The following is a 17,995-nucleotide window of genomic DNA, read 5'->3' on the forward strand; positions in this document are numbered from 1 at the left end:
GCCACGGACCCCGTACCGGGTGAGCCGGCGTCCCACCTCGCTGCGAGCTGCTGGCCCGGCGACCACCCCGCTCGCGGCACCTGCGGGTGAAACGTTCCGCCGGACGGTGGTGAACGGACCTGCGGGCTCTGGTGGGACAGCTCTGCGCAGACGGTGGACCAGACCCTGGCCCGGGCGTGGAGGGACGGCCGGATCGGGTAAGACTGGGCCATGCGCGCGATCACGATCCCGGAACCCGGCGGACCCGAGGCACTCGTCTGGGCGGAGGTGCCGGATCCGGAGCCCGGCCCCGGCGAGGTGGTCGTCGACGTGCGGGCGAGCGCGGTGAACCGGGCGGACCTGCTGCAGCGGCAGGGGCACTACCCGCCGCCGCCAGGCGCGCCCGCGCACCCGGGGCTGGAGTGCTCCGGGGTGATCAGCGCGGTCGGTCCCGAGGTGACCGGCTGGACGGTGGGCCAGGAGGTCTGCGCCCTGCTGGCCGGCGGCGGGTACGCCGAGCGGGTGGCCGTGCCGGCCGGGCAGCTGCTGCCGGTGCCGGCCGGCGTCGACCTGGTCGACGCGGCGGCCCTGCCCGAGGTGGCCTGCACGGTCTGGTCGAACGTCGTCGCGCTGGCCCGGCTCGCGAAGGGCGAGACGCTGCTCGTGCACGGCGGCGGCAGCGGCATCGGCACCTTCGCCATCCAGCTCGGGGTGGCCCTCGGCGCGACCGTGGTGGTGACCGCGCGGGCGGCCAAGCACGAGCGGCTGCGCGAGCTGGGTGCCGCGCACACGATCGACTACCGCGAACAGGACTTCGTCGAGGAGGTCCGCCGGGTGACCGACGGCCGGGGCGCGGACGTGATCCTCGACATCATCGGCGCCGCCTACCTCCCCCGGAACGTGGCGGCGCTGGCCACCGGCGGCCGGCTGGTGGTGATCGGCATGCAGGGCGGCCGCAAGGGCGAGCTCGACCTGGGGGCGCTGCTGGCCAAGCGGGCCTCGGTGGCGGCGACCGCGCTGCGCTCCCGCCCGCTGGCGGAGAAGGCGGAGATCGTCCGGGGGGTCCGGGAGCAGGTGTGGCCGCTCGTCGAGTCCGGGGCGGTCCGCCCGATCGTGGACCGCCGGCTGCCGATGGCCGACGCGGCCGAGGCGCACCGCCTGGTGGAGACCAGCGACCACCTGGGCAAGGTGCTGCTCACGACCGGCTGACGGCGGATCCGGTCCGGGGCGGCGGCGCGGCCCGCCCGGCGGACCCCGTCCCGCCCGCCGGGGACGGCTCGGCGCCCGACTCCGGGCGCGGCAGCATCAGCCGGGCGCCCGGGCCCTCCTCGCCCAGCGAGTCACCGGGGTTGTAGAGGGTGCAGCGCTGCAGCGACAGGCAGCCGCAGCCGATGCAGCCGTCCAGGTCGTCGCGGAGCTTGCCGAGCAGCCGGATCTTCTCGTCCAACCGGTCCCGCCAGGTGCGGGAGAGGGTGGCCCAGTCGTCGGGCGTCGGGGTACGCGACGACGGCAGCGAGTCCAGCGCCTCCCGGATCTCCTCCAGTGCGACACCGACCTGCTGGGAGATCCGGACGAACGCCACCCGGCGCAGCTCGGTGCGCGCGTACCGGCGCTGGTTGCCGCCGGTACGCTCGGCCCGGATCAGGCCGAGCCGCTCGTAGTAGCGCAGCGCCGAGGGGGCGACCCCGCTGCGGGCGGAGAGTTGCCCGATGGTGAGTGATTCGTGCATCACATGGCCTTGAGTTGAAGTGAGCTTCAGGTCGCAGGCTAGCCTCATGATGACGACGACCGCCACCGACCCCGCCGTGCTCGGGGCGTTGCTGGACCGGATCCGGGCCGGCCGTGAGTTCGGCCCCAACGTGTACTCGACGCTGGACGTGCTCCAGGTGCTCTACGACCGGGTGCTGCGGATCACCCCGGAGACGGTCGACGACCCGGACCGGGACCGCTTCCTGCTCTCCAAGGGGCACGCGGTCGCCGGCTACTACGCGCTGCTCGCCGCGAAGGGGTTCATCCCCGTGGCGTGGCTGGACGACCAGGGCGGCCCGGAGAGTCGCCTCGGTGACCACCCGGACCGGCAGCTGGTGCCCGGGGTGGAGATCGGTTCCGGCTCGCTCGGCCACGGGCTGGGCCTCGGCGTGGGCACCGCGCTCGGGCTGCGGGCCCAGGGCCGGCTCACCCCCCGGGTGTACGTGCTGCTCGGCGACGCCGAGCTGGACGAGGGCTCCAACCACGAGGCGATCGCGTACGCCGGGGCGACCCGGCTGGCCGGCCTCACCGCGATCGTGCTGGACAACCGCTCGGCGAGCCACGGCTGGCCGGGCGGCGCCGCCAGCCGGTTCACCGTCAACGGGTGGACCGCCGCGACCGTCGACGGGCGGGACCACGAGGCCCTGCACACCGCCCTCACCGGGCATGACAACCACCGGCCGCACGTCGTCGTCGCGGTCGTCACGGACGGGGAGTGACGTGCGCGAAACGTTCATCGACACCATGACCGAGCTGCTGGCGGAGGACCCGCGTACCGCGGTGGTGCTGGCGGACATCTCCGCCGCGTCGTTCGCCCCGGCCGCGCGCCGGCACCCGGACCGGGTACTCAACGTGGGGATCCGGGAGCAGCTGCTGGTCGGCGTGGCGGGCGGGCTCGCGCTGACCGGGCTGCGGCCGGTGGCGCACAGCTACGCGCCGTTCCTCGTCGAGCGGGCGTACGAGCAGATCAAGCTGGACCTGGGCCACCAGGGCGTCTCGGCGGTGCTGGTCAGCGTCGGCGCCTCGTACGACCGGGCGGCCGCCGGGCGCACCCACCTCGGGCCCGCCGACGTGGCGCTGCTCGACACCCTGCCCGGCTGGACCGTGCACGTGCCGGGTCACCGGGACGAGGTGCCCGCCCTGCTCCGCTCGACGGTGGCGGCGGACGGACCGGCGTACCTGCGCCTCTCGACGCAGCACAACGACCGGGCCCGGGGCAACGACGGCGCGCTCCAGGTGGTCCGGGACGCCGGCCCGGGCGCGCCGCTGCTGGTGGCGGTCGGGCCGCTGCTGGACCCGGCGCTGGCGGCGGTCGCCGGGCTGCCCGTCACCGTGGCGTACACCCACCGGCCACGGCCGTTCGACACCGCCGCTCTGCGGGCGCTGGCCGGCACCGAGGTGATCCTCGTCGAGCCCTACCTGGCCGGCACGTCCGCCCGGGTGGTCGGCGCCGCCCTGGCCGACCGGCCGCATCGGCTGCTCGCCCTCGGCGTGGGCCGCGAGGAGCTGCGCCGCTACGGCTCGGCCGAGGACCACAGCCGCTGGCATGGCCTGGACGCCGCCGGCCTGCGCCGGTCGGTCGCCGCGTTCCTCGCCGCGGTGCCGGCGCCGGCCTGACCGGCCGCCGGAGGGCTCGGAAGCAGCGGGACCCCGCGCCTCGGTCATGCCGGGGCGACGGGGTCCTGCGGTGTTCGTGCGGGCGAAGGCCCGGGGTCAGCGCTTGGCGGCAGCGGCCGGGCGGCGACGGGCGCGCTCCCGGGCCAGGATCCAGATCGCCTCGACGCCGTCCTTCCAGGTGATCTTCTTGCCCTCCTCGCGGCCGCGGGCGCGGTAGCTGATCGGCACCTCGTAGGGGCGGATCCGCTGGCGCAGCAGCTTGCCGGTGACCTCGGCCTCCATGCCGAAGCCACGCGACTTGATCTGGAGCGAGCGGTACAGCTCGACCGGCATCAGCTTGAAGCAGGTCTCCAGGTCGCCGATGTAGGAGTTGTAGAGCACGTTGGCCGCCAGGGTGACGCCCTTGTTGCCCACCACGTACCAGAAGCTGTAGGAGCTGTGGCTGCCGAAGGTGCGATTGCCGTAGACGACCGTGGCGTGGCCGTCGAGGACCGGCTCGAGGAGGCGCGGGATGTCCTGCGGGTCGTACTCGAGGTCGGCGTCGAGGATGACCATGTACTCACCCTCGGCGTTGTCGACGGCGGTCTTGATGGCCGCGCCCTTGCCGGCGTTGCGCTGGTGGGTGATCACCCGCAGCCGCGCGTCGTCCACCCGGCCGAGGACCTCGGAGGTGCCGTCCCGGCTGCCGTCATCGACGACTACGAGCTCGATCTCGCACGGGTAGTCGACCGCCAATGCCTGCTTGAGGGCATCCGCGATTCGTTCTTCCTCGTTGTAGACCGGCATGAGGATCGAGAGCTTCACGGGAGATCTCCACGGTGGGGACGGCAAATCGGCCCTAGCGTAGCCTGGCTCTTTGCGGCGGTGCAGCCCGCCACCTCCCCGGTACGGGGCGGGCGGCGGGCGGCGCGACCTCGATGATCGTCAGCGAGGGGTTCGGAACCGCCCTGCTCACGGCCCGACGCGGCGGAAGCGGCGGACCTTCGGCGCCGCCGATCCACCCGGCGCCGCCCGCTCGACGCGCGCCGCTCGGCCGTGCCGGGCCGGCCGTCCGGTCAGCCTCGGCCGACCCCGGGTACCGACCCGGACTCCCGAGCCGCCCGATCTGCCGGAAGAGTTCCCTTCCGCACCGGGCCGCAAGGTTTCCGAGACGTATTCACATCTCTTCTCCGGACGGTTACCTTCTGGTAACTCAATCGACGTCCCACGATTGAGTCGAAAGGAGTGCGTCGATGCTTGGTACCCCCACCAGGCGCGAACGGACGACCCGACGGCGTGCCCTGGCCGTCCTCTCCGCCGCCGCCCTCGCCCTGCCGATGATCGCCGGACCGGCCTCCCCCGCGGCCGCCGCCGACCGGCCCGCCATCCAGCCGCTCCCGACCGCCCTCGAAACCGTCCGCGCCGCCGAGGCCACCGCGCTCTACGGCTCCCCCGACATCCGCCCGCTGGAGCAGCGCCGCAGCGCGCTGGTCACCATGGGCGACAGCGAGATCTCCGGTGAGGGGATCGGCAACTACGTCCCCGGCACCCACCAGGACGGCAACTGGTGCGACCGCTCGTACGACCAGGCCGTCTTCCGTACCGGCATCCCCGCCGACGAGCGGTACAACCTGGCCTGCTCCGGCGCCACCCCGTGGAACCTCGTCGCCGGCGGGCCCACCCAGCACAACGAGCTGAACCAGGGTGACTACCTGGCGATCAAGGCCCGCAACACGCACGTCAAGCTGATCTGGGTGGTCGCCGGGGCCAACGGCGACGGCACCATCCAGTTCGGACCGGTGGCCACCGACTGCGCGGTCCGCCGGGTCTTCTTTCAGGGCCCGTGCTACCCGACCTACACCGACCAGTGGACGATCCGCACCGACGGCAGCCGGCGCGCGGTCGCCGAGGCGATCACCTCGATCCGGCAGACCATGACCGGGGCCGGCTACCTGCGCTCGGACTACGAACTCGTGCTGATGTCGTACCCGAGCCCGGGCAGCCCGGACGTGGAGGACAACCCGGACTTCCCCGGCTGGTACGCCGGCGGCTGCCTGCTCTACCTGGCCGACGCCGCGTTCGCCCGGAACAAGGCGGTGCCGCTCTTCGAGTCGGCCCTGCGCGCGGCGGCGGCGGAGACCGGCACCCGCTACCTGGACGCCAGCCGGCTCTTCCACGGCCACGAGGTCTGCACCGACAACACCTCGGTCCGGGGTCTCTACATCGAGGTGGGGATCTGGGACGAGAACGCCGCCCGGCAGTCGTTCCACCCCAACTACCGGGGGCACGGCATGTTCGCCCAGTGCATCACCCAGTTCTGGAACTCGGGGCAGGAGAGGGCGACCTGCGTCGACCCGGCCAGCACCGGGCAGGGCGTGCTCCACCCGGGGCTGATGGAGTTCAGGCAGCTCCGCAACGCCGCCACCAGCACCTGTGTGGACGGCAGGGGGTACGACTCGCGCAACGGCACCGTCCAGCAGTCGTACGCCTGCCACGGCGGTCGTAACCAGGGCTTCTGGTACGACCCGACCCGGCAGTCGCTGCACTCGGAGCTCTCCCACGACCGCTGCCTGGACGTCTCGGGCGGGTCGCTGACCTCGGGCACGACGGTCAACATCTACGACTGCCACGGCGGGCTCAACCAGAAGTTCGTCTTCGCCGGCAGCCAGCTCAAGCCGGCCGGCGCGACCAACCTCTGCGTGGCGTTCGACAACCCGTGGCTGGGCACCCCGCGGCTGCGGCTGGCCGGCTGCTCCACCAGCACCCGCCAGCAGTGGTCCTTCGAGTCGCGGTCGTTCGCCAACCCGGTGGGCTACGGCCACGACGACTTCATCGGATCCCGCGTCTACTGACCCGCGGACCGGGCCCCCTCCGCGGAGGGGGCCCGGTCCGCGGTCAGCTCTGCTTGAACGGGACCACGACCAGCCGGGCCACGCCGCCGTCGCCGTCCTTGGCGCCGGCCACGCCGACCGTGGTGCCGACCTTGATGTCCGTCGACTGGATCGTGGTACGCCGCTCGACCACCCGGAGGTCCTCGCCGAACGTCCAGGTCATGGTGAAGCCGTCGGTGGACTTGACGGTCATCGACTTCCCGTCGATCGCGGTCACCTGGCCGCGCTGGACGGCGACGGTCTTCGTACCGCCGTCCTTGGTCTGGACCACGACCTCGCCGTGCAGGGTGTTCTTGCGCAGCAGCACCCGGGCCCGGTGCCGGTTGCGCCACTCCTGCCCGCGCGCCCCGCGCCTGTCCTTCGGGCCGGCCTCGGCGGAGGCGCCCGGGTCGGCCGCCGCCGGGGCGGCGACCGGCTCCACGTCCAGGTCGGCGGCGTCGAAGCCCATCGCGGCGAGCGCCTGACCGTCCGCCCCCATCGCGGCGGCGACCTCGACCGCGGTCTCCTTGGCCGAATCCTGGGCCAGCTGGGCCGGGCCGCAGCCGGCGAGGCCGAGCGCGGCCGCCGCGAGCAGCGCGGTGACGCCGGTGACGATTCCCTGACGTGCCATCAGTGTTCCTCTCGTCCGTGGAGCACCAGTTTCCCCCGCGCCGGCGAGCGGACCGTCAGCCCCGTGTTCGGGTCAGGTAAGGATCACCGGGCAGCCGGACGGTGAAGGCCGCCCCGCCCTCCGGCGCGTGCCCGGCCGCGATGTCGCCGCCGAGCCGGCGGACCAGCCCGGCGGCGAGCGCGAGCCCGAGCCCGCTGCCCACCTTGCGCACCCCCCGGTACCGCTGGTGCAGTGCGCCGCGCTCGAAGGCCACCGCCAGGTCGTCGTCGGTGAAGCCGGGGCCGCCGTCGCGGACCTCGACGATCCCGCCGGCGGCCGGGTCCGCGCCGGCCGGCCGGGCCGCGAGCACCACCGGCGCCCCCGGCGGTACGACCCGCAGCGCGTTCTCCAGCAGCCCGTCGAGCACCTGCCGGATCCGCCCCGGATCGGTGTACGCCGGCACCGGTCCCGGCGGCACCTCCACCCGGAACGCCACCCCGAGCGCCGCGCACCGGTCTGACCAGGTCCGTTCCGCCTCGGCCGCCAACCGGGCCAGGTCGACCTGGACCGGCTCGAGCGGGAAGTCGGCGGCCTCCAGCCGGGCCAGCGACAGCAGGTCGCTGACCAGCCGGTCCAGGTGCTCGGCCTCGGCGAGCATCGTCCGGCCGGTGTCGGGCACCCCGTCCGCGTCGATCACCCCGTCGGCGAGCGCCTCGGCGTAGCCGCGGATCGCGGTCAACGGGGTGCGCAGCTCGTGCGAGACCGAGAGCAGGAACTCGCGTTGCCGCCCCTCGCTGGTGGACAGCGCGGCGGCGAGCCCGTTCAGTGCGTACGCCAGGTCGGCCACCTCGTCCGGCGGCTCGACCGGTACGCGTACCGCCCGGTCCCCGGCGCGCAGCCGGGCGGCGGCGGTGGCCGCGGTCCGGATCGGCCGGGCCAGCCGGCGGGCGAGCAGCAGCCCGGCCGCCACCCCGGCGGCAAGCCCGGCCAGCAGCGGCAGCCAGAGGCTGAGCAGCACCTGCCGCCACGGCCCGTTGCTGGCGGCCCGGGTCAGCACCACGCCGTCGCCGGCCGGCAGCGCCCGCCCCTCCACCAGCGCCCGCTCGCCGTTCACCAGCCGCCGTCCGGAGACGTCCCGGCCGGTCGACACCCGGGTCACCACCTGGCGGGGCAGGCCCGGCCGGTCCACCTGACCGGCGCGGATGACGTACACGTCGATCTCCTGCTGGCGGAGCTGACGGATCAGCCGGTCCCCGGCGTTGTCCCGCTGCCGGGCGGCGCGGACCCGCAGCACGTCGGCGGCGAGGCGGGCCTGGGCGGCGAGCGCCGCCTGGTCGCGCCGCTCCGCGCCGCGTACCGCGAGGGGGACCGCGACCAGCGCGGTGACCAGCACCGACACCAGCGCGACCGCGCAGGTGACCAGCACCGCGCGGGTGGTCAGCGTGCTGGCGAACCGCCGGCGCGGGGGCGGCGGCGGGGTACGCGGCCCGATCACCGGCAGGGCGACGGTCGGCTGCTGCGGTCGGTGCGGCCCGGTGGCGGGCCGCGGGCCGGGCGGCGGCCATGAGCCGGGTGGCGGCGGGCCGGTGGGCGGTTGCGGGCCGGTGGGGTCAGGCATCGGCCGCGTACCCGACGCCGCGGTGGGTGCGGATCACGCTGGCCGGGCCGAGCTTGGCGCGGACCTGCGCCACGTGCACGTCGACGGTCCGGGTGCCGGCGTGCGCGGCGTACCCCCACACCCCGGCGAGCAGCTCCTCCCAGGTGAAGACCCGGCCCGGCCGGGCCATCAGGTGGGCGAGCAGGTCGAACTCGGTGGAGGTGAGCTGGACCGGGACGCCGGCGGCGGTGACCGTCCGGCGGGCCGGGTCGAGGACGACCGGGCCGACCACCCGGGGCTGCTCCGCCCCGGCCGGGGCTCCGGCGGCGCGACGCAGCACCGCCCGGACCCGGGCGACCAGCTCGCGGGGGCTGAACGGCTTGGTCACGTAGTCGTCCGCGCCCAGCTCCAGGCCGACGATCCGGTCGACCTCGTCGTCCCGGGCGGTGAGGAAGATGACCGGCGTCCAGTCGCCGGCCTCGCGGAGCCGCCGGCAGATCTCCGTCCCGGCCAGGCCGGGCAGCGCGATGTCCAGCACGCAGGCCACCGGGCGCAGCCGCCGCGCGGCGGCGAGGCCTCCGACGCCGTCCCGTTCCAGGTGTACGCCGAAGCCGTCCCGGCTCAGATACAGCCGGACCAGGTCGGCGATGGCCGGTTCGTCCTCCACCACGAGGACGAGCCCGCGCTGCGCGGTGTCGGCGGTCACCGGCCCATGATTACCGACCGGAGGCCGTCCGGGACGTCCGGGGAACGTTCGGGTTCGGTAAGGAGCCGGTCAGCGCACCGGCGCCGGGCGGAACGCGACCGGCCGGGCGCCGAGCGGGGGCTCGCCGATCGTGGCGACCAGCCGCTCCGCGGGCGTCCGGAGGCGGGTGCGGAAGGCGTGGTTGAGCAGCGCGTCGAGCTGCCAGACCTGCTTCGGGTGGTGGGTCCGGATGAGGAACCGCTCGCGGGCCCCGTCGATCGCCGTGGCGGCCAGCTCGACGCTGTGCAGGCGCGGGTCCGGGCTCCAGGTGACGTTGCTCAGCTCGCGCAGCTCGGTGTTGAGGTGCAGCCGCAGCCGGTGCAGCACCCGGGTCTGCTGGGTGACCACCAGGCGGCGGTGGGTGAGGAGCATCAGGTAGTCGCCGCCGACCGGGTGGTCCGGGCGGCTGCACCGGGTGACCAGGATGGTGGCGTCGCCGGAGCCGACGCACCGGCGGAAGACCGGCATGTGCCGGCTGACCGTCTGGGTCGCCAGGCCGGTCTCGGCGGCGGCCGGAAGGAACGTTCGGGAGAAGACGTCCATGCAATGTGCAACGACCGCTCACCAGGCGTGATATGGGTCACAGCAAATTTCTGGAACTTCCATCCGTGCAAATCGCACGTGCTGTCCGACATCGGGACCGCCGCCACCCGGGGCGCGCGCAACCCGGGGTCAGACCGGCCCGTCGGCGAAGAGTTCTTCGAGCCAGCCGGGGACGGCCGACGCGTACTCGGCGCGGGCCGGGTCGGCCGACCGCAGCGCCCGCCGCCAGGAGAGCGCCCGGCTCACCGTGGCCACTCGCATCGCCAGGCCGGCCACCTCGCGCAGCGTCGCCCGGTCGTGCCGGTCGGTCCAGGCCTCCAGGTACGCGTCGCGCAGCCGGGCCAACGCCGGGTCACCGGGCTTCAACTCCCCGGCGTACGCCACCGAACGCAACGTCACCAGCAGGGTGCCGAAGGGGTGCGCGACCGAGGCGTCGCCCCAGTCGAAGAAGCGGTACCCGTCGGCGACGAAGACGTTGCCGTCGTGCAGGTCGTCGTGCTGGATGGTGGCCGGCAGGTCCACCTCGGCAAGTCGGCGGCAGGTCTCGGCGAACTCCGGCCGGTACGCGCGCAGCCGCTGGTGCAGCTCGGGGGTGAGGCCGTCCGGCTCGCCGAGGAGCAGCGCCTCCTCGTCGTCGAGCAGCCGGTCGAACAGCTCGGGCATCAGCTCCGGCCGCTGGTCCGGCACCCCCCGGGCCACCAGCAGCTCCGCGTGCGGAGCGACGGCGACCTGGAGTGCCGCGTACGCGGGCAGCACCCGTTGCCAGTGTGCGACGTCCTGCTTCCCGGCGAGGGTGTCGCGCAGGCTCGGGCCCCCGTCGGGCAGCAGCGACCAGCCCCGCTCGACGTCCACCGCGATCGGGTCGAGCACCGCGCCCGGAGCGAGCCGGGGCAGCTCGGCCAGCAGGGCGGCCTCGTACCGGGTGCCGGGGTTGTTGGCCTTGAACCAGACCGGGCCGGCCTCGGTGGGCACCCGCCAGACCAGCGACCAGGGCCGGACCCGGGGATCGACCGGACCGGTCACCCGGAGACCCCGGGCGGCGAGCGAGTCACCGACCCACCCGAGCGCGTCGTCGCGCCACCGGTCGGTCGACCAGTCGGTTCCTTCGGTGCGGGGCGTCGTCACGCTCCGCAGAGTAGGTGCCGGCCGGCCCGGCGGCGAGGCCATTTCCTCCCCGGCCGCCGGCCGCGCTGGTGGGAACCCGTCAGAGCAGCTCGACGATGGTGGCGTTGGCCATGCCGCCGCCCTCGCACATGGTCTGCAGGCCGTAGCGGATGCCGTTGTCCCGCATGTGCTGGAGCATCGTCGTCATGATCCGGGCGCCGGACCCGCCGAGCGGGTGACCGAGGGCGATGGCGCCGCCGCGCGGGTTGAGCCGCTCCGGGTCCGCCTCGGTCTCCGCCAACCAGGCAAGCGGGACCGGGGCGAACGCCTCGTTCACCTCGTACACCCCGATCTCCTCGATGCCCAGCCCCGCGCGGCGCAGTGCCTTCGCGGTGGCCGGGATGGGGGCGGTGAGCATGGCGACCGGGTCGTCGGCGGCGACCACGGCGGTGTGCACCCGGGCCAGCGGGCGCAGCCCGTGCCGGCTGGCCCACTCGCTGGTGGTGACGGCGAGCGCCGCGGCGCCGTCGGAGATCTGGGACGCGGACCCGGCGGTGACCACGCCGTCGGCCCGGAACGGGGTGGCCAGCTCGCCGAGCTTGGCCAGCGAGGTGTCCCGGCGGATGCCCTCGTCGGCGGCGAACTTCCCGCCGTCGGCGAGCGCCACCGGGGCCAGCTCCGGGTCGAACGCGCCCGCGTCCTGCGCGGCGGCGGCCTTCTCGTGGCTGGCCAGCGCGAACTCGTCGAGCTGGGTCCGGGAGAAGCGCCAGCGCTCGGCGATCAGCTCGGCGCCGACGCCCTGGTTGAACGGGAGCGGGGAGTCCTGGGCGACGCCCTCGACACCCCGGTAGCGCTCCAGGATCTGGCCGCTGAACGGCATTCCGCCGGCCACGCTGGAACCCATCGGCACCCGGGTCATCGACTCCACGCCACCGGCGACCACCAGGTCGGCCTGACCGGAGAGGACGGTGGCGGCGGCGAAGTGCAGCGCCTGCTGGCTCGACCCGCACTGCCGGTCGACCGTGGTGCCGGGCACCGACTCCGGCCAGCCCGCGGCGAGCACCGCGTTGCGGGCGACGTTCCACGACTGCTCGCCGACCTGCGAGACGCAGCCCCACACCACGTCGTCGACCTGGCCGGGCTCGATGCCGGTGCGCTCGGCGAGGGCGCGCAGCACGTGCGCCGAGAGGTCCACCGGGTGGACGCCGGCGAGGCTGCCCTTGCGCCGCCCGACCGGGGTCCGTACCGCACCGACGATGACCGCGTCACTCATGTTTACTCCCCGGTAACCTGGGCTGCTCCCGATCCTACGTCGTCACCGGCCGGTCGTCCGCCCCCGGCTCCCGCCGCGGCGCCGGGCCGACCATCCCGGGACTGGCATGCTGGGACGATGCAGTCACAGTCCTCCCCCGTCCACCAGTGGCGGGTGCCGGTGATCCTGCCGGTGGCGAAGCTGATCGGCGCGGTCGTCGTGGTCGGGCTCGGGCTGCTCCTCGCCGGTGACGACCGGGTCCAGCCGGTGCTGGCCGGGCTGGCCGCCGCCGCGCTGGCCGGCTGGGGGCTGCGCGACCTGGTGGCGCCGGTCCGACTGGCCGCGGACCGGGACGGGATCACGGTGGCCCAGGGCTTCGCCGGGCACCGTCGGCTGCCCTGGCAGGAGATCGAGGCGATCACGGTGGACCGGCGTACCCGCCGTGGGCTCACCGCGGAGACGCTGGAGATCGACGCGGGGGAGTCACTGCACCTCTTCGGCCGGTACGACCTGAACGCCCCGCCGGCCGAGGTGGCCGAGGCGCTCCGGGCGGCGCAGGCCGCCGCCCGCTGAGCCGTTCGCGCCCCCGCCGGCGCGTCCTGAACCGTTCGCGCCCCTGCCGCCGCGAGCTGAGCGGCGGATCAGCCGCCGAGCAGCATGCCGGTGCGGACCAGGGCCAGCCCGAGGAGCGCCACCAAAATGATCGCGCCGCCCGCGACCTGGAAGACGGTCCGCCGCATCCGCGGGGCGTACGCCAGGACCAGCGCCATCAGCGCACCGGTGACCAGCCCGCCCAGGTGCCCGGCGATGGAGATGCCCGGCACGGTGAACGTGAAGATCAGGTTGATCACCAGGATCGGCACGATCGCCGAGGTGTCCCGGCCCAGCCGTCGCATGATCACGAAGATCGCGGCGAAGAGGCCGAAGATGGCCGTCGACGCGCCGACCGCGGTGCTGTTGGGCGCGCTGAAGAGGTAGACCGCGACGTTCCCGCCGAGCCCGGCGATCAGGTAGAGCGCCAGGAAGCGCAGCGGACCGAGCACCGCCTCCAGCGTCCGGCCGAGCACCCAGAGCGCCCACATGTTGAGCAGCAGGTGCACCACGCCGTAGTGCAGGAACATCGCGGTGACCAGCCGGTACCACTGCCCCTCGGCGATGCCGCCGATCGTGCCGTCCGGGAAGACCGCCTGCCCCAGCACCGCGCCCCAGTTGGTCAGCGGGGTGCCGCCGCCCATCAGGCCGCCGAAGCCGGCGCCGCCGGCCGCCGCGTCCCCGCCCCGGTCCGAGGCGATGGAGAGCACCATGACCAGCACGTTCAGCGCGATCAGGGTCTTCGTCACGTAGCCGTGGCGGCCGGCGGCACCGCCACCGAAGGCGGTGCGCGCCGGCCGCACGCTGCGGCGACCCTCGTTGACGCACTCCGGGCACTGGTGCCCGACCGAGGCCTCCCGCATGCACTCCGGGCAGATCGGCCGGTCACACCGGGTGCACCGGACGTACGTCTCCCGGTCGGGGTGGCGGTAGCAGGCCGGGGTGGTCGGCACCGACCCGCCGGTCCCGTCACCCGCCTGCCCGGAGCGCTCAGTCATGCCCGCAAAGGTACCCGGGCGATGCTCAGACCGGCTTGCGCTCGATCTCGACGCGCTCAATGACCACGTCCTGCAGCGGCCGGTCGCTCGGCCCGGTCGGAGTGTTCGCGATCGAGTCCACGATCTTCGCCGACTGCTCGTCGGCCACCTGGCCGAAGATGGTGTGCCGGTTGTTCAGGTGCGGCGTCGGCGAGACCGTGATGAAGAACTGCGAGCCGTTGGTGCCCGGCCCGGCGTTCGCCATCGCCAGCAGGTACGGCCGGTCGAAGCGCAGCTCCGGGTGGAACTCGTCGGCGAACGTGTAGCCCGGGCCACCGCGACCGGTGCCGGTCGGGTCACCCATCTGAACCATGAAACCGCTGATCACGCGGTGCGAGATGGTGCCGTCGTAGTACGGCCCGCTGCCCGGCTGACCGGTGCGCGGGTCGGTGTACTCACGGTTGCCCTCGGCCAGGTCGACGAAGTTGCGGACGGTCTTCGGCGCGTGGTTGGGGAAGAGCTCCAGCCGGATCGGGCCAGCGTTGGTGTGCAAGGTGGCGTAGACAGCCTCGGCCACGGGTACTCCTCACTCGTTGGTCAGTTCCATGCGGATCCTCCCATGTGCCCGATCTGGCAGTGCGGAGGCATCCGAAGGTGGAGGATGACGAAGGAACAACTCCCGGGAGGTGGGATCGTGTTTGGAATCGGGCGGCGAAAGACCCAGGGGCAGCTGGCCAAGGCCGAGCTGAACCAGGGCATCGGTCACCTGAGGCAGGCTGCCACGTACGCGGCGAAGGGTGCCGGCGCCACGGTCGGCCCGCGGGTCCAGGCAGCCCGGGGTGCCGTAGCGCCCACCGCGGTTGTCGTGCGGGACCGCGCATCGAGCGGTGTCGCCTCGACGTTCGCGGCGCTCGCGCCGCTGGTCCTGGCCATGCGCAACGCGCAGGCCGAGACGGCGGGGAAGGCAGTCGCCGGTAGGAAGGCCGCCGCCGCCAGACAGGCCGTGGTGAGCAAGAAGGTGAAGGCGAAGAACATGAAGGCCGCGAAGAAGAAGCAGAAGAAGTCCCGGGGCGGGATGATGACCGGCCTGCTGGCCGCCGGCACCGTCGCCGGTCTGGCCGGCGCGATGGCCATGCGCCGTCGGCGGGAGCAGCAGGAGTGGGCCGAGTACGACCCGGCCGGCAAGCTGGACCCGATGCGGGAGGACGTGGACACCATCGTGGTGGAGACGCCGGATGCCAGCGCCAAGGTGACCGACGCCTCGACGACGGGCGCCGGCAGCTCGGCGGTGGCGGAGGGCGAGAGCACCTCCACCACCACCCCCGGCCCCCCGCCGGTGATCCAGCCGACCGACAAGGTTCCCTCTGTCGCCGAGGGCGCCCGGGACGTCTCCGGCCGCCCGGCCGACGACGTCACCAAGGCCATGAACAACGGGAAGAACACCGCCAAGGCCAGCGGTCGCCGCTGACCGCGGGGTCACGGAAAGCGCCGGCGCGCGGGTTCAGCCCGCGTGGCCGGCGCTTCCGTATGCCGGGCCGCCGGATGGGGCCGCCGGCCGGTCAGAGCCAGCCGTTGCGGCGGAACAGGCGGTACAGCGTGAACGACGCCGCCAGCATCAGGGCCCAGACGCCCGGATAGCCGTACGTCCACCCCAGCTCGGGCATGTACTTGAAGTTCATGCCGTAGATGCCGGCGATCGCGGTCCACACCGCGCCTATCGCGGCCCACGCGGCGATCTTGCGCATGTCGTTGTTCTGGTCGACGGTGACCTGGGCCAGCCGCGCCTGGAGGATCGAGTTGAGCAGGTCGTCGTAGGAGTTGACCTGCTCGACGGTGCGGCTGAGGTGGTCCTGGACGTCCCGGAAGTAGCGCCGCACCTCCTGCGGCACCTCCCGGTTGACCTGCGAGGTGAGGGTGAGCAGCGGACGCTGCAACGGCATCACCGCCCGCTTGAACTCCACCAGCTCCCGCTTCATCTGGTAGATCCGCTGGATCCGCCCGGTGCCCTGCCGGTCGAAGACGTCCGCCTCCAGCACGTCCAGATCGTCCTCGAGCTGGTCGGCCACCTCCAGGTAGAGGTCCACCACCCGGTCGGTGATCGCGTAGGCGACCGCCCACGGCCCGTGCAGCAGCAGGTCCCGCTTCGCCTCCAGGTCGGCCCGGACCGGGGCGAGCCGGCAGGCGTCGCCGTGCCGGACGCTGATCAGGAAGTTCGGCCCGATGAAGAGCATCACCTGACCGGTCTCGACCACCTCGGAGTTCTCGGTCAGCTCCGTGTGCTCGCAGTAGCGGGCGGTCCGGACGACCAGGAAGGCGACCTCGCCGAAGCGCTCCAGCTTGGGGCGCTGCTGGGCCTTGACCGCGTCCTCGACGGCCAGCTCGTGCAGACCGAAGGTGGCGGCGATGGCGGTCATCTCGTCCAGTCCGGGCTCGTGCAGCCCCAGCCAGACGAACCCGTGCCGCTCCCGGCGGGCCGCCGCCAGCGCGTCGGCGTAGTTCCACTCGCCGGGCTGACGCTCGCCGTCGACGTAGAGGCCGCAGTCCACGATCCCGCTGCGGCCGGGTCCGGCCGGCTCGGCGGTACGGGGAGAGCCGTCGGCGTTGAGGATGCGGGTCATGGCGCGTACCGGCGCGGCCCAGGCGCGCGGCCGGAGCCCCGGGCCGCCCTTCTGCGCCGCCGGTCGGCCGCGCTCGATCCGATCGGTCATCCTCGCCCCCTCCCACCGGTGCTGCTGCGGCTTGCAGGTTACGCCGCCGGTGGCGATCCGCAGCGGGAGCGGAGGCCCGCCCACACGGGCCGGGCCCGACGGACTGCGACCCAGCTCACGGTCGGACCCGCCTTCCGTCCGGTTTCCGGGCGCCCGCGTCATCGACCGGCGTCGGGTGGGGCGCCGGGTGGGCCGGCCGCGTCAGGGGGGTGAGGGGCGACACGGCCCACCCGGCACCTCGGGGGCGGGAGTTGTGCTGCGCGCGTCGGCGGTCCGGGCGCGGGGCGGAGGTGCCGCTTCCCGGACGTCGGACCGACCACCGAAAAGGTGAACGACGCTCGCAGCATTGTGGGCCGCCGGCCGGCCCAGGGCGAGACCCGAGCCGGCCGGGATCGTTCAACTGTCGGGAACCCGACAGAAAATCAGCCGCGAACGGCCTCCATCGCCTCCGCCAGCCGGCGGACACCCTCGTCGATCCGGTCCGCGGTCACCGCGGAGAAGGCCAGCCGCAGCGCGTGCCGGCCACCGTCGAGCATGAAGTCGCTCCCCTTCACCACCGCCACGCCCCGCTCGGCCGCGGCCGGCGCCAGCCGGTCCACCTCGACGTCCTCCGGCAGCTCCACCCAGAGGAAGTAGCCGCCGTCCGGCTCCACGAACCGGGCCTCCGGGATGTGCCGGCGCAGCGACTCGGCGAGCACCCGGGCCCGCTCGCCGAGCGCGGTCGACACCTTCTCGATCGAGCGCTCGATGTCCCCCGAGACACAGAACTGGTGCACGATCGCCTCGGAGACCATGCCGGGCGAGATGTAGAGGCTGGTGGCCCTCTTCGCGATGGCGGCGATCAGCTCCGCCGGGCCGACCAGGTAGCCGACGCGGACGCCCGGGCAGACCGTCTTGGTGAAGCTGGAGGCGTGCACCACCACGCCGCGGGTGTCCATCGAGAGCATCGACGGCAGCGGCTCGCCCCGGAACCGGATGTCCGCGTACGGGTCGTCCTCGAAGATCGTGAACTCGTACTCGGCCGCCAGCTCGAGCAGTTCGCGGCGCTTGTCCAGGGAGAGGGTGACGCCGGCCGGGTTCTGGTAGTTCGGGATGACGTGCGCGAGCCGCGGCCGCACCCCCGACTCCAGCAGCTTGCGCAGCTCGGCGGTGTCCAGGCCGTCCGGCTGAACCGTCACCCCGTGGATCTCGCCACCCATCTTCTGCAGGTTGAGCAGCGTCCGGTCGTACGTGGGACGCTCGACGACCACCGTGTCGCCCCGCCGGACCAGGTGGTCGAAGAGAAAGGCGTCGGCCTGGAGCGAGCCGTTGGTGATCAGCACCTGGTCGGCCTCGACCCCGTGCTTCTCCGCGATCCACTTGCGGAGGGGCGGGTAGCCGACGGAGGTGCCGTACGCCGTGATCCCGGCGGGGTCGGCGTCGAAGGCGCGGACGGCGGCGGCCTTGAGCCCCTCGACATCGACGATGTCCAGTGAGGGAGCGCCACGGGCGAAGGAGATCAGCTGCTCGGCGGTCATGCGCACGAGCCTAGGGCCTGCTCCGGCCGGTCCGGCCGGCATACACGCGAAGTTCAACATGCGGGCGGTCGATCCGTCCACCTGGGCCATCGAAGATCCGAAACCGGCTCGCGTGCTGTCGCCCATCGGACCGTACGCTGGCCTCCGACCGCAGGGC

The 17,995-nt window shown here is 73.7% G+C and carries 17 protein-coding genes and 1 pseudogene; 6 read left to right on the forward strand and 12 right to left on the reverse strand.

Features of this window, described 5'->3' with window-relative positions:
• Positions 1–210 precede the first annotated feature (210 nt).
• Positions 211–1,188 carry an NAD(P)H-quinone oxidoreductase gene (locus ACTWO6_RS32415; RefSeq protein WP_446217450.1) on the forward strand — a complete coding sequence of 326 codons (978 nt, stop codon included), beginning with the start codon at positions 211–213 and terminating at the stop codon, positions 1,186–1,188.
• A gap of 85 nt (positions 1,189–1,273) precedes the next feature.
• Here the strand turns inward: ACTWO6_RS32415 and soxR are convergent.
• A pseudogene (gene soxR, locus ACTWO6_RS32420) lies at positions 1,274–1,708 on the reverse strand (redox-sensitive transcriptional activator SoxR); the annotation flags it as partial.
• A 49-nt stretch (positions 1,709–1,757) separates the two neighbouring features.
• On the opposite strand from soxR, the gene ACTWO6_RS32425 reads away from it, so the two are divergent.
• Positions 1,758–2,447, forward strand: coding sequence for a transketolase (locus ACTWO6_RS32425; protein ID WP_446220845.1), 690 nt, complete (start codon positions 1,758–1,760; stop codon positions 2,445–2,447).
• 1 nt (position 2,448) lies between these two features.
• Positions 2,449–3,345, forward strand: a complete 897-nt coding sequence (locus ACTWO6_RS32430; RefSeq protein WP_446217451.1) for a transketolase family protein — start codon at positions 2,449–2,451, stop codon at positions 3,343–3,345.
• Between the two features lie 96 nt (positions 3,346–3,441).
• On the opposite strand, the gene ACTWO6_RS32435 is transcribed toward ACTWO6_RS32430, so the two are convergent.
• Positions 3,442–4,149, reverse strand: coding sequence for a glycosyltransferase family 2 protein (locus ACTWO6_RS32435; protein ID WP_446217452.1), 708 nt, complete (start codon positions 4,147–4,149; stop codon positions 3,442–3,444).
• 428 nt (positions 4,150–4,577) lie between these two features.
• On the opposite strand from ACTWO6_RS32435, the gene ACTWO6_RS32440 reads away from it, so the two are divergent.
• On the forward strand, positions 4,578–6,176 hold the full coding sequence (locus ACTWO6_RS32440; protein WP_446217453.1) for a ricin-type beta-trefoil lectin domain protein: 1,599 nt from the start codon (positions 4,578–4,580) through the stop codon (positions 6,174–6,176).
• A gap of 43 nt (positions 6,177–6,219) precedes the next feature.
• On the opposite strand, the gene ACTWO6_RS32445 is transcribed toward ACTWO6_RS32440, so the two are convergent.
• The 6 genes from ACTWO6_RS32445 to ACTWO6_RS32470 form a co-directional block, all read right to left on the reverse strand.
• On the reverse strand, positions 6,220–6,825 hold the full coding sequence (locus ACTWO6_RS32445) for a hypothetical protein (protein ID WP_446217454.1): 606 nt from the start codon (positions 6,823–6,825) through the stop codon (positions 6,220–6,222).
• A gap of 55 nt (positions 6,826–6,880) precedes the next feature.
• Positions 6,881–8,422 (reverse strand): sensor histidine kinase, encoded by a 1,542-nt coding sequence (locus tag ACTWO6_RS32450; RefSeq protein ID WP_446217455.1) that lies wholly within the window; start codon positions 8,420–8,422, stop codon positions 6,881–6,883.
• Positions 8,415–9,107 carry a response regulator transcription factor gene (locus tag ACTWO6_RS32455; RefSeq protein ID WP_446217456.1) on the reverse strand — a complete coding sequence of 231 codons (693 nt, stop codon included), beginning with the start codon at positions 9,105–9,107 and terminating at the stop codon, positions 8,415–8,417. The genes ACTWO6_RS32450 and ACTWO6_RS32455 overlap by 8 nt, the downstream gene beginning before the upstream one ends.
• A gap of 69 nt (positions 9,108–9,176) precedes the next feature.
• Positions 9,177–9,689: a hypothetical protein gene (locus tag ACTWO6_RS32460; RefSeq protein WP_446217457.1), complete on the reverse strand. Its 513-nt coding sequence runs from the start codon at positions 9,687–9,689 to the stop codon at positions 9,177–9,179.
• A gap of 129 nt (positions 9,690–9,818) precedes the next feature.
• A complete protein-coding gene (locus ACTWO6_RS32465) occupies positions 9,819–10,814 on the reverse strand; it encodes a phosphotransferase (RefSeq protein ID WP_446217458.1) in 996 nt (331 codons plus the stop codon).
• Positions 10,815–10,893: 79 nt separating this feature from the next.
• On the reverse strand, positions 10,894–12,066 hold the full coding sequence (locus ACTWO6_RS32470) for a thiolase family protein (RefSeq protein ID WP_089012011.1): 1,173 nt from the start codon (positions 12,064–12,066) through the stop codon (positions 10,894–10,896).
• 117 nt (positions 12,067–12,183) lie between these two features.
• On the opposite strand from ACTWO6_RS32470, the gene ACTWO6_RS32475 reads away from it, so the two are divergent.
• Complete coding sequence (locus tag ACTWO6_RS32475; RefSeq protein WP_446217459.1) at positions 12,184–12,618, forward strand: PH domain-containing protein; 435 nt, start codon at positions 12,184–12,186, stop codon at positions 12,616–12,618.
• Positions 12,619–12,686: 68 nt separating this feature from the next.
• Here ACTWO6_RS32475 and ACTWO6_RS32480 read toward each other — a convergent pair whose 3' ends face one another.
• Together ACTWO6_RS32480 and ACTWO6_RS32485 are read right to left on the reverse strand one after the other, a co-directional pair.
• Positions 12,687–13,634, reverse strand: a complete 948-nt coding sequence (locus tag ACTWO6_RS32480) for a rhomboid family intramembrane serine protease (protein WP_446217460.1) — start codon at positions 13,632–13,634, stop codon at positions 12,687–12,689.
• Positions 13,635–13,659: 25 nt separating this feature from the next.
• Positions 13,660–14,190: a peptidylprolyl isomerase gene (locus tag ACTWO6_RS32485; protein WP_446217461.1), complete on the reverse strand. Its 531-nt coding sequence runs from the start codon at positions 14,188–14,190 to the stop codon at positions 13,660–13,662.
• A gap of 84 nt (positions 14,191–14,274) precedes the next feature.
• On the opposite strand from ACTWO6_RS32485, the gene ACTWO6_RS32490 reads away from it, so the two are divergent.
• Positions 14,275–15,081 carry a hypothetical protein gene (locus tag ACTWO6_RS32490; RefSeq protein WP_446217462.1) on the forward strand — a complete coding sequence of 269 codons (807 nt, stop codon included), beginning with the start codon at positions 14,275–14,277 and terminating at the stop codon, positions 15,079–15,081.
• Between the two features lie 91 nt (positions 15,082–15,172).
• Here ACTWO6_RS32490 and corA read toward each other — a convergent pair whose 3' ends face one another.
• Together corA and ACTWO6_RS32500 are read right to left on the reverse strand one after the other, a co-directional pair.
• Complete coding sequence (gene corA / locus ACTWO6_RS32495; protein ID WP_446217463.1) at positions 15,173–16,321, reverse strand: magnesium/cobalt transporter CorA; 1,149 nt, start codon at positions 16,319–16,321, stop codon at positions 15,173–15,175.
• Between the two features lie 422 nt (positions 16,322–16,743).
• Entirely contained in the window at positions 16,744–17,838 is a 1,095-nt protein-coding gene (locus tag ACTWO6_RS32500; protein ID WP_446217464.1) for an aminotransferase-like domain-containing protein, read from the reverse strand.
• Positions 17,839–17,995: the final 157 nt, after the last annotated feature.

This window comes from Micromonospora sp. IBHARD004 (assembly GCF_052814115.1).

Excerpts from the sequence above, each read along its gene's own strand:
- ACTWO6_RS32425 (WP_446220845.1), top strand. The coding sequence starts at position 1,758 with ATGACGACGACCGCCACCGACCCCGCCGTGCTCGGGGCGTTGCTGGAC.
- ACTWO6_RS32470 (WP_089012011.1), bottom strand. The coding sequence starts at position 12,066 with ATGAGTGACGCGGTCATCGTCGGTGCGGTACGGACCCCGGTCGGGCGG.
- ACTWO6_RS32440 (WP_446217453.1), top strand. The coding sequence starts at position 4,578 with ATGCTTGGTACCCCCACCAGGCGCGAACGGACGACCCGACGGCGTGCC.
- ACTWO6_RS32415 (WP_446217450.1), top strand. The coding sequence starts at position 211 with ATGCGCGCGATCACGATCCCGGAACCCGGCGGACCCGAGGCACTCGTC.
- corA (WP_446217463.1), bottom strand. The coding sequence starts at position 16,321 with ATGACCGATCGGATCGAGCGCGGCCGACCGGCGGCGCAGAAGGGCGGC.
- ACTWO6_RS32500 (WP_446217464.1), bottom strand. The coding sequence starts at position 17,838 with ATGACCGCCGAGCAGCTGATCTCCTTCGCCCGTGGCGCTCCCTCACTG.
- ACTWO6_RS32460 (WP_446217457.1), bottom strand. The coding sequence starts at position 9,689 with ATGGACGTCTTCTCCCGAACGTTCCTTCCGGCCGCCGCCGAGACCGGC.
- ACTWO6_RS32450 (WP_446217455.1), bottom strand. The coding sequence starts at position 8,422 with ATGCCTGACCCCACCGGCCCGCAACCGCCCACCGGCCCGCCGCCACCC.
- ACTWO6_RS32475 (WP_446217459.1), top strand. The coding sequence starts at position 12,184 with ATGCAGTCACAGTCCTCCCCCGTCCACCAGTGGCGGGTGCCGGTGATC.
- ACTWO6_RS32480 (WP_446217460.1), bottom strand. The coding sequence starts at position 13,634 with ATGACTGAGCGCTCCGGGCAGGCGGGTGACGGGACCGGCGGGTCGGTG.
- ACTWO6_RS32490 (WP_446217462.1), top strand. The coding sequence starts at position 14,275 with ATGACGAAGGAACAACTCCCGGGAGGTGGGATCGTGTTTGGAATCGGG.
- ACTWO6_RS32445 (WP_446217454.1), bottom strand. The coding sequence starts at position 6,825 with ATGGCACGTCAGGGAATCGTCACCGGCGTCACCGCGCTGCTCGCGGCG.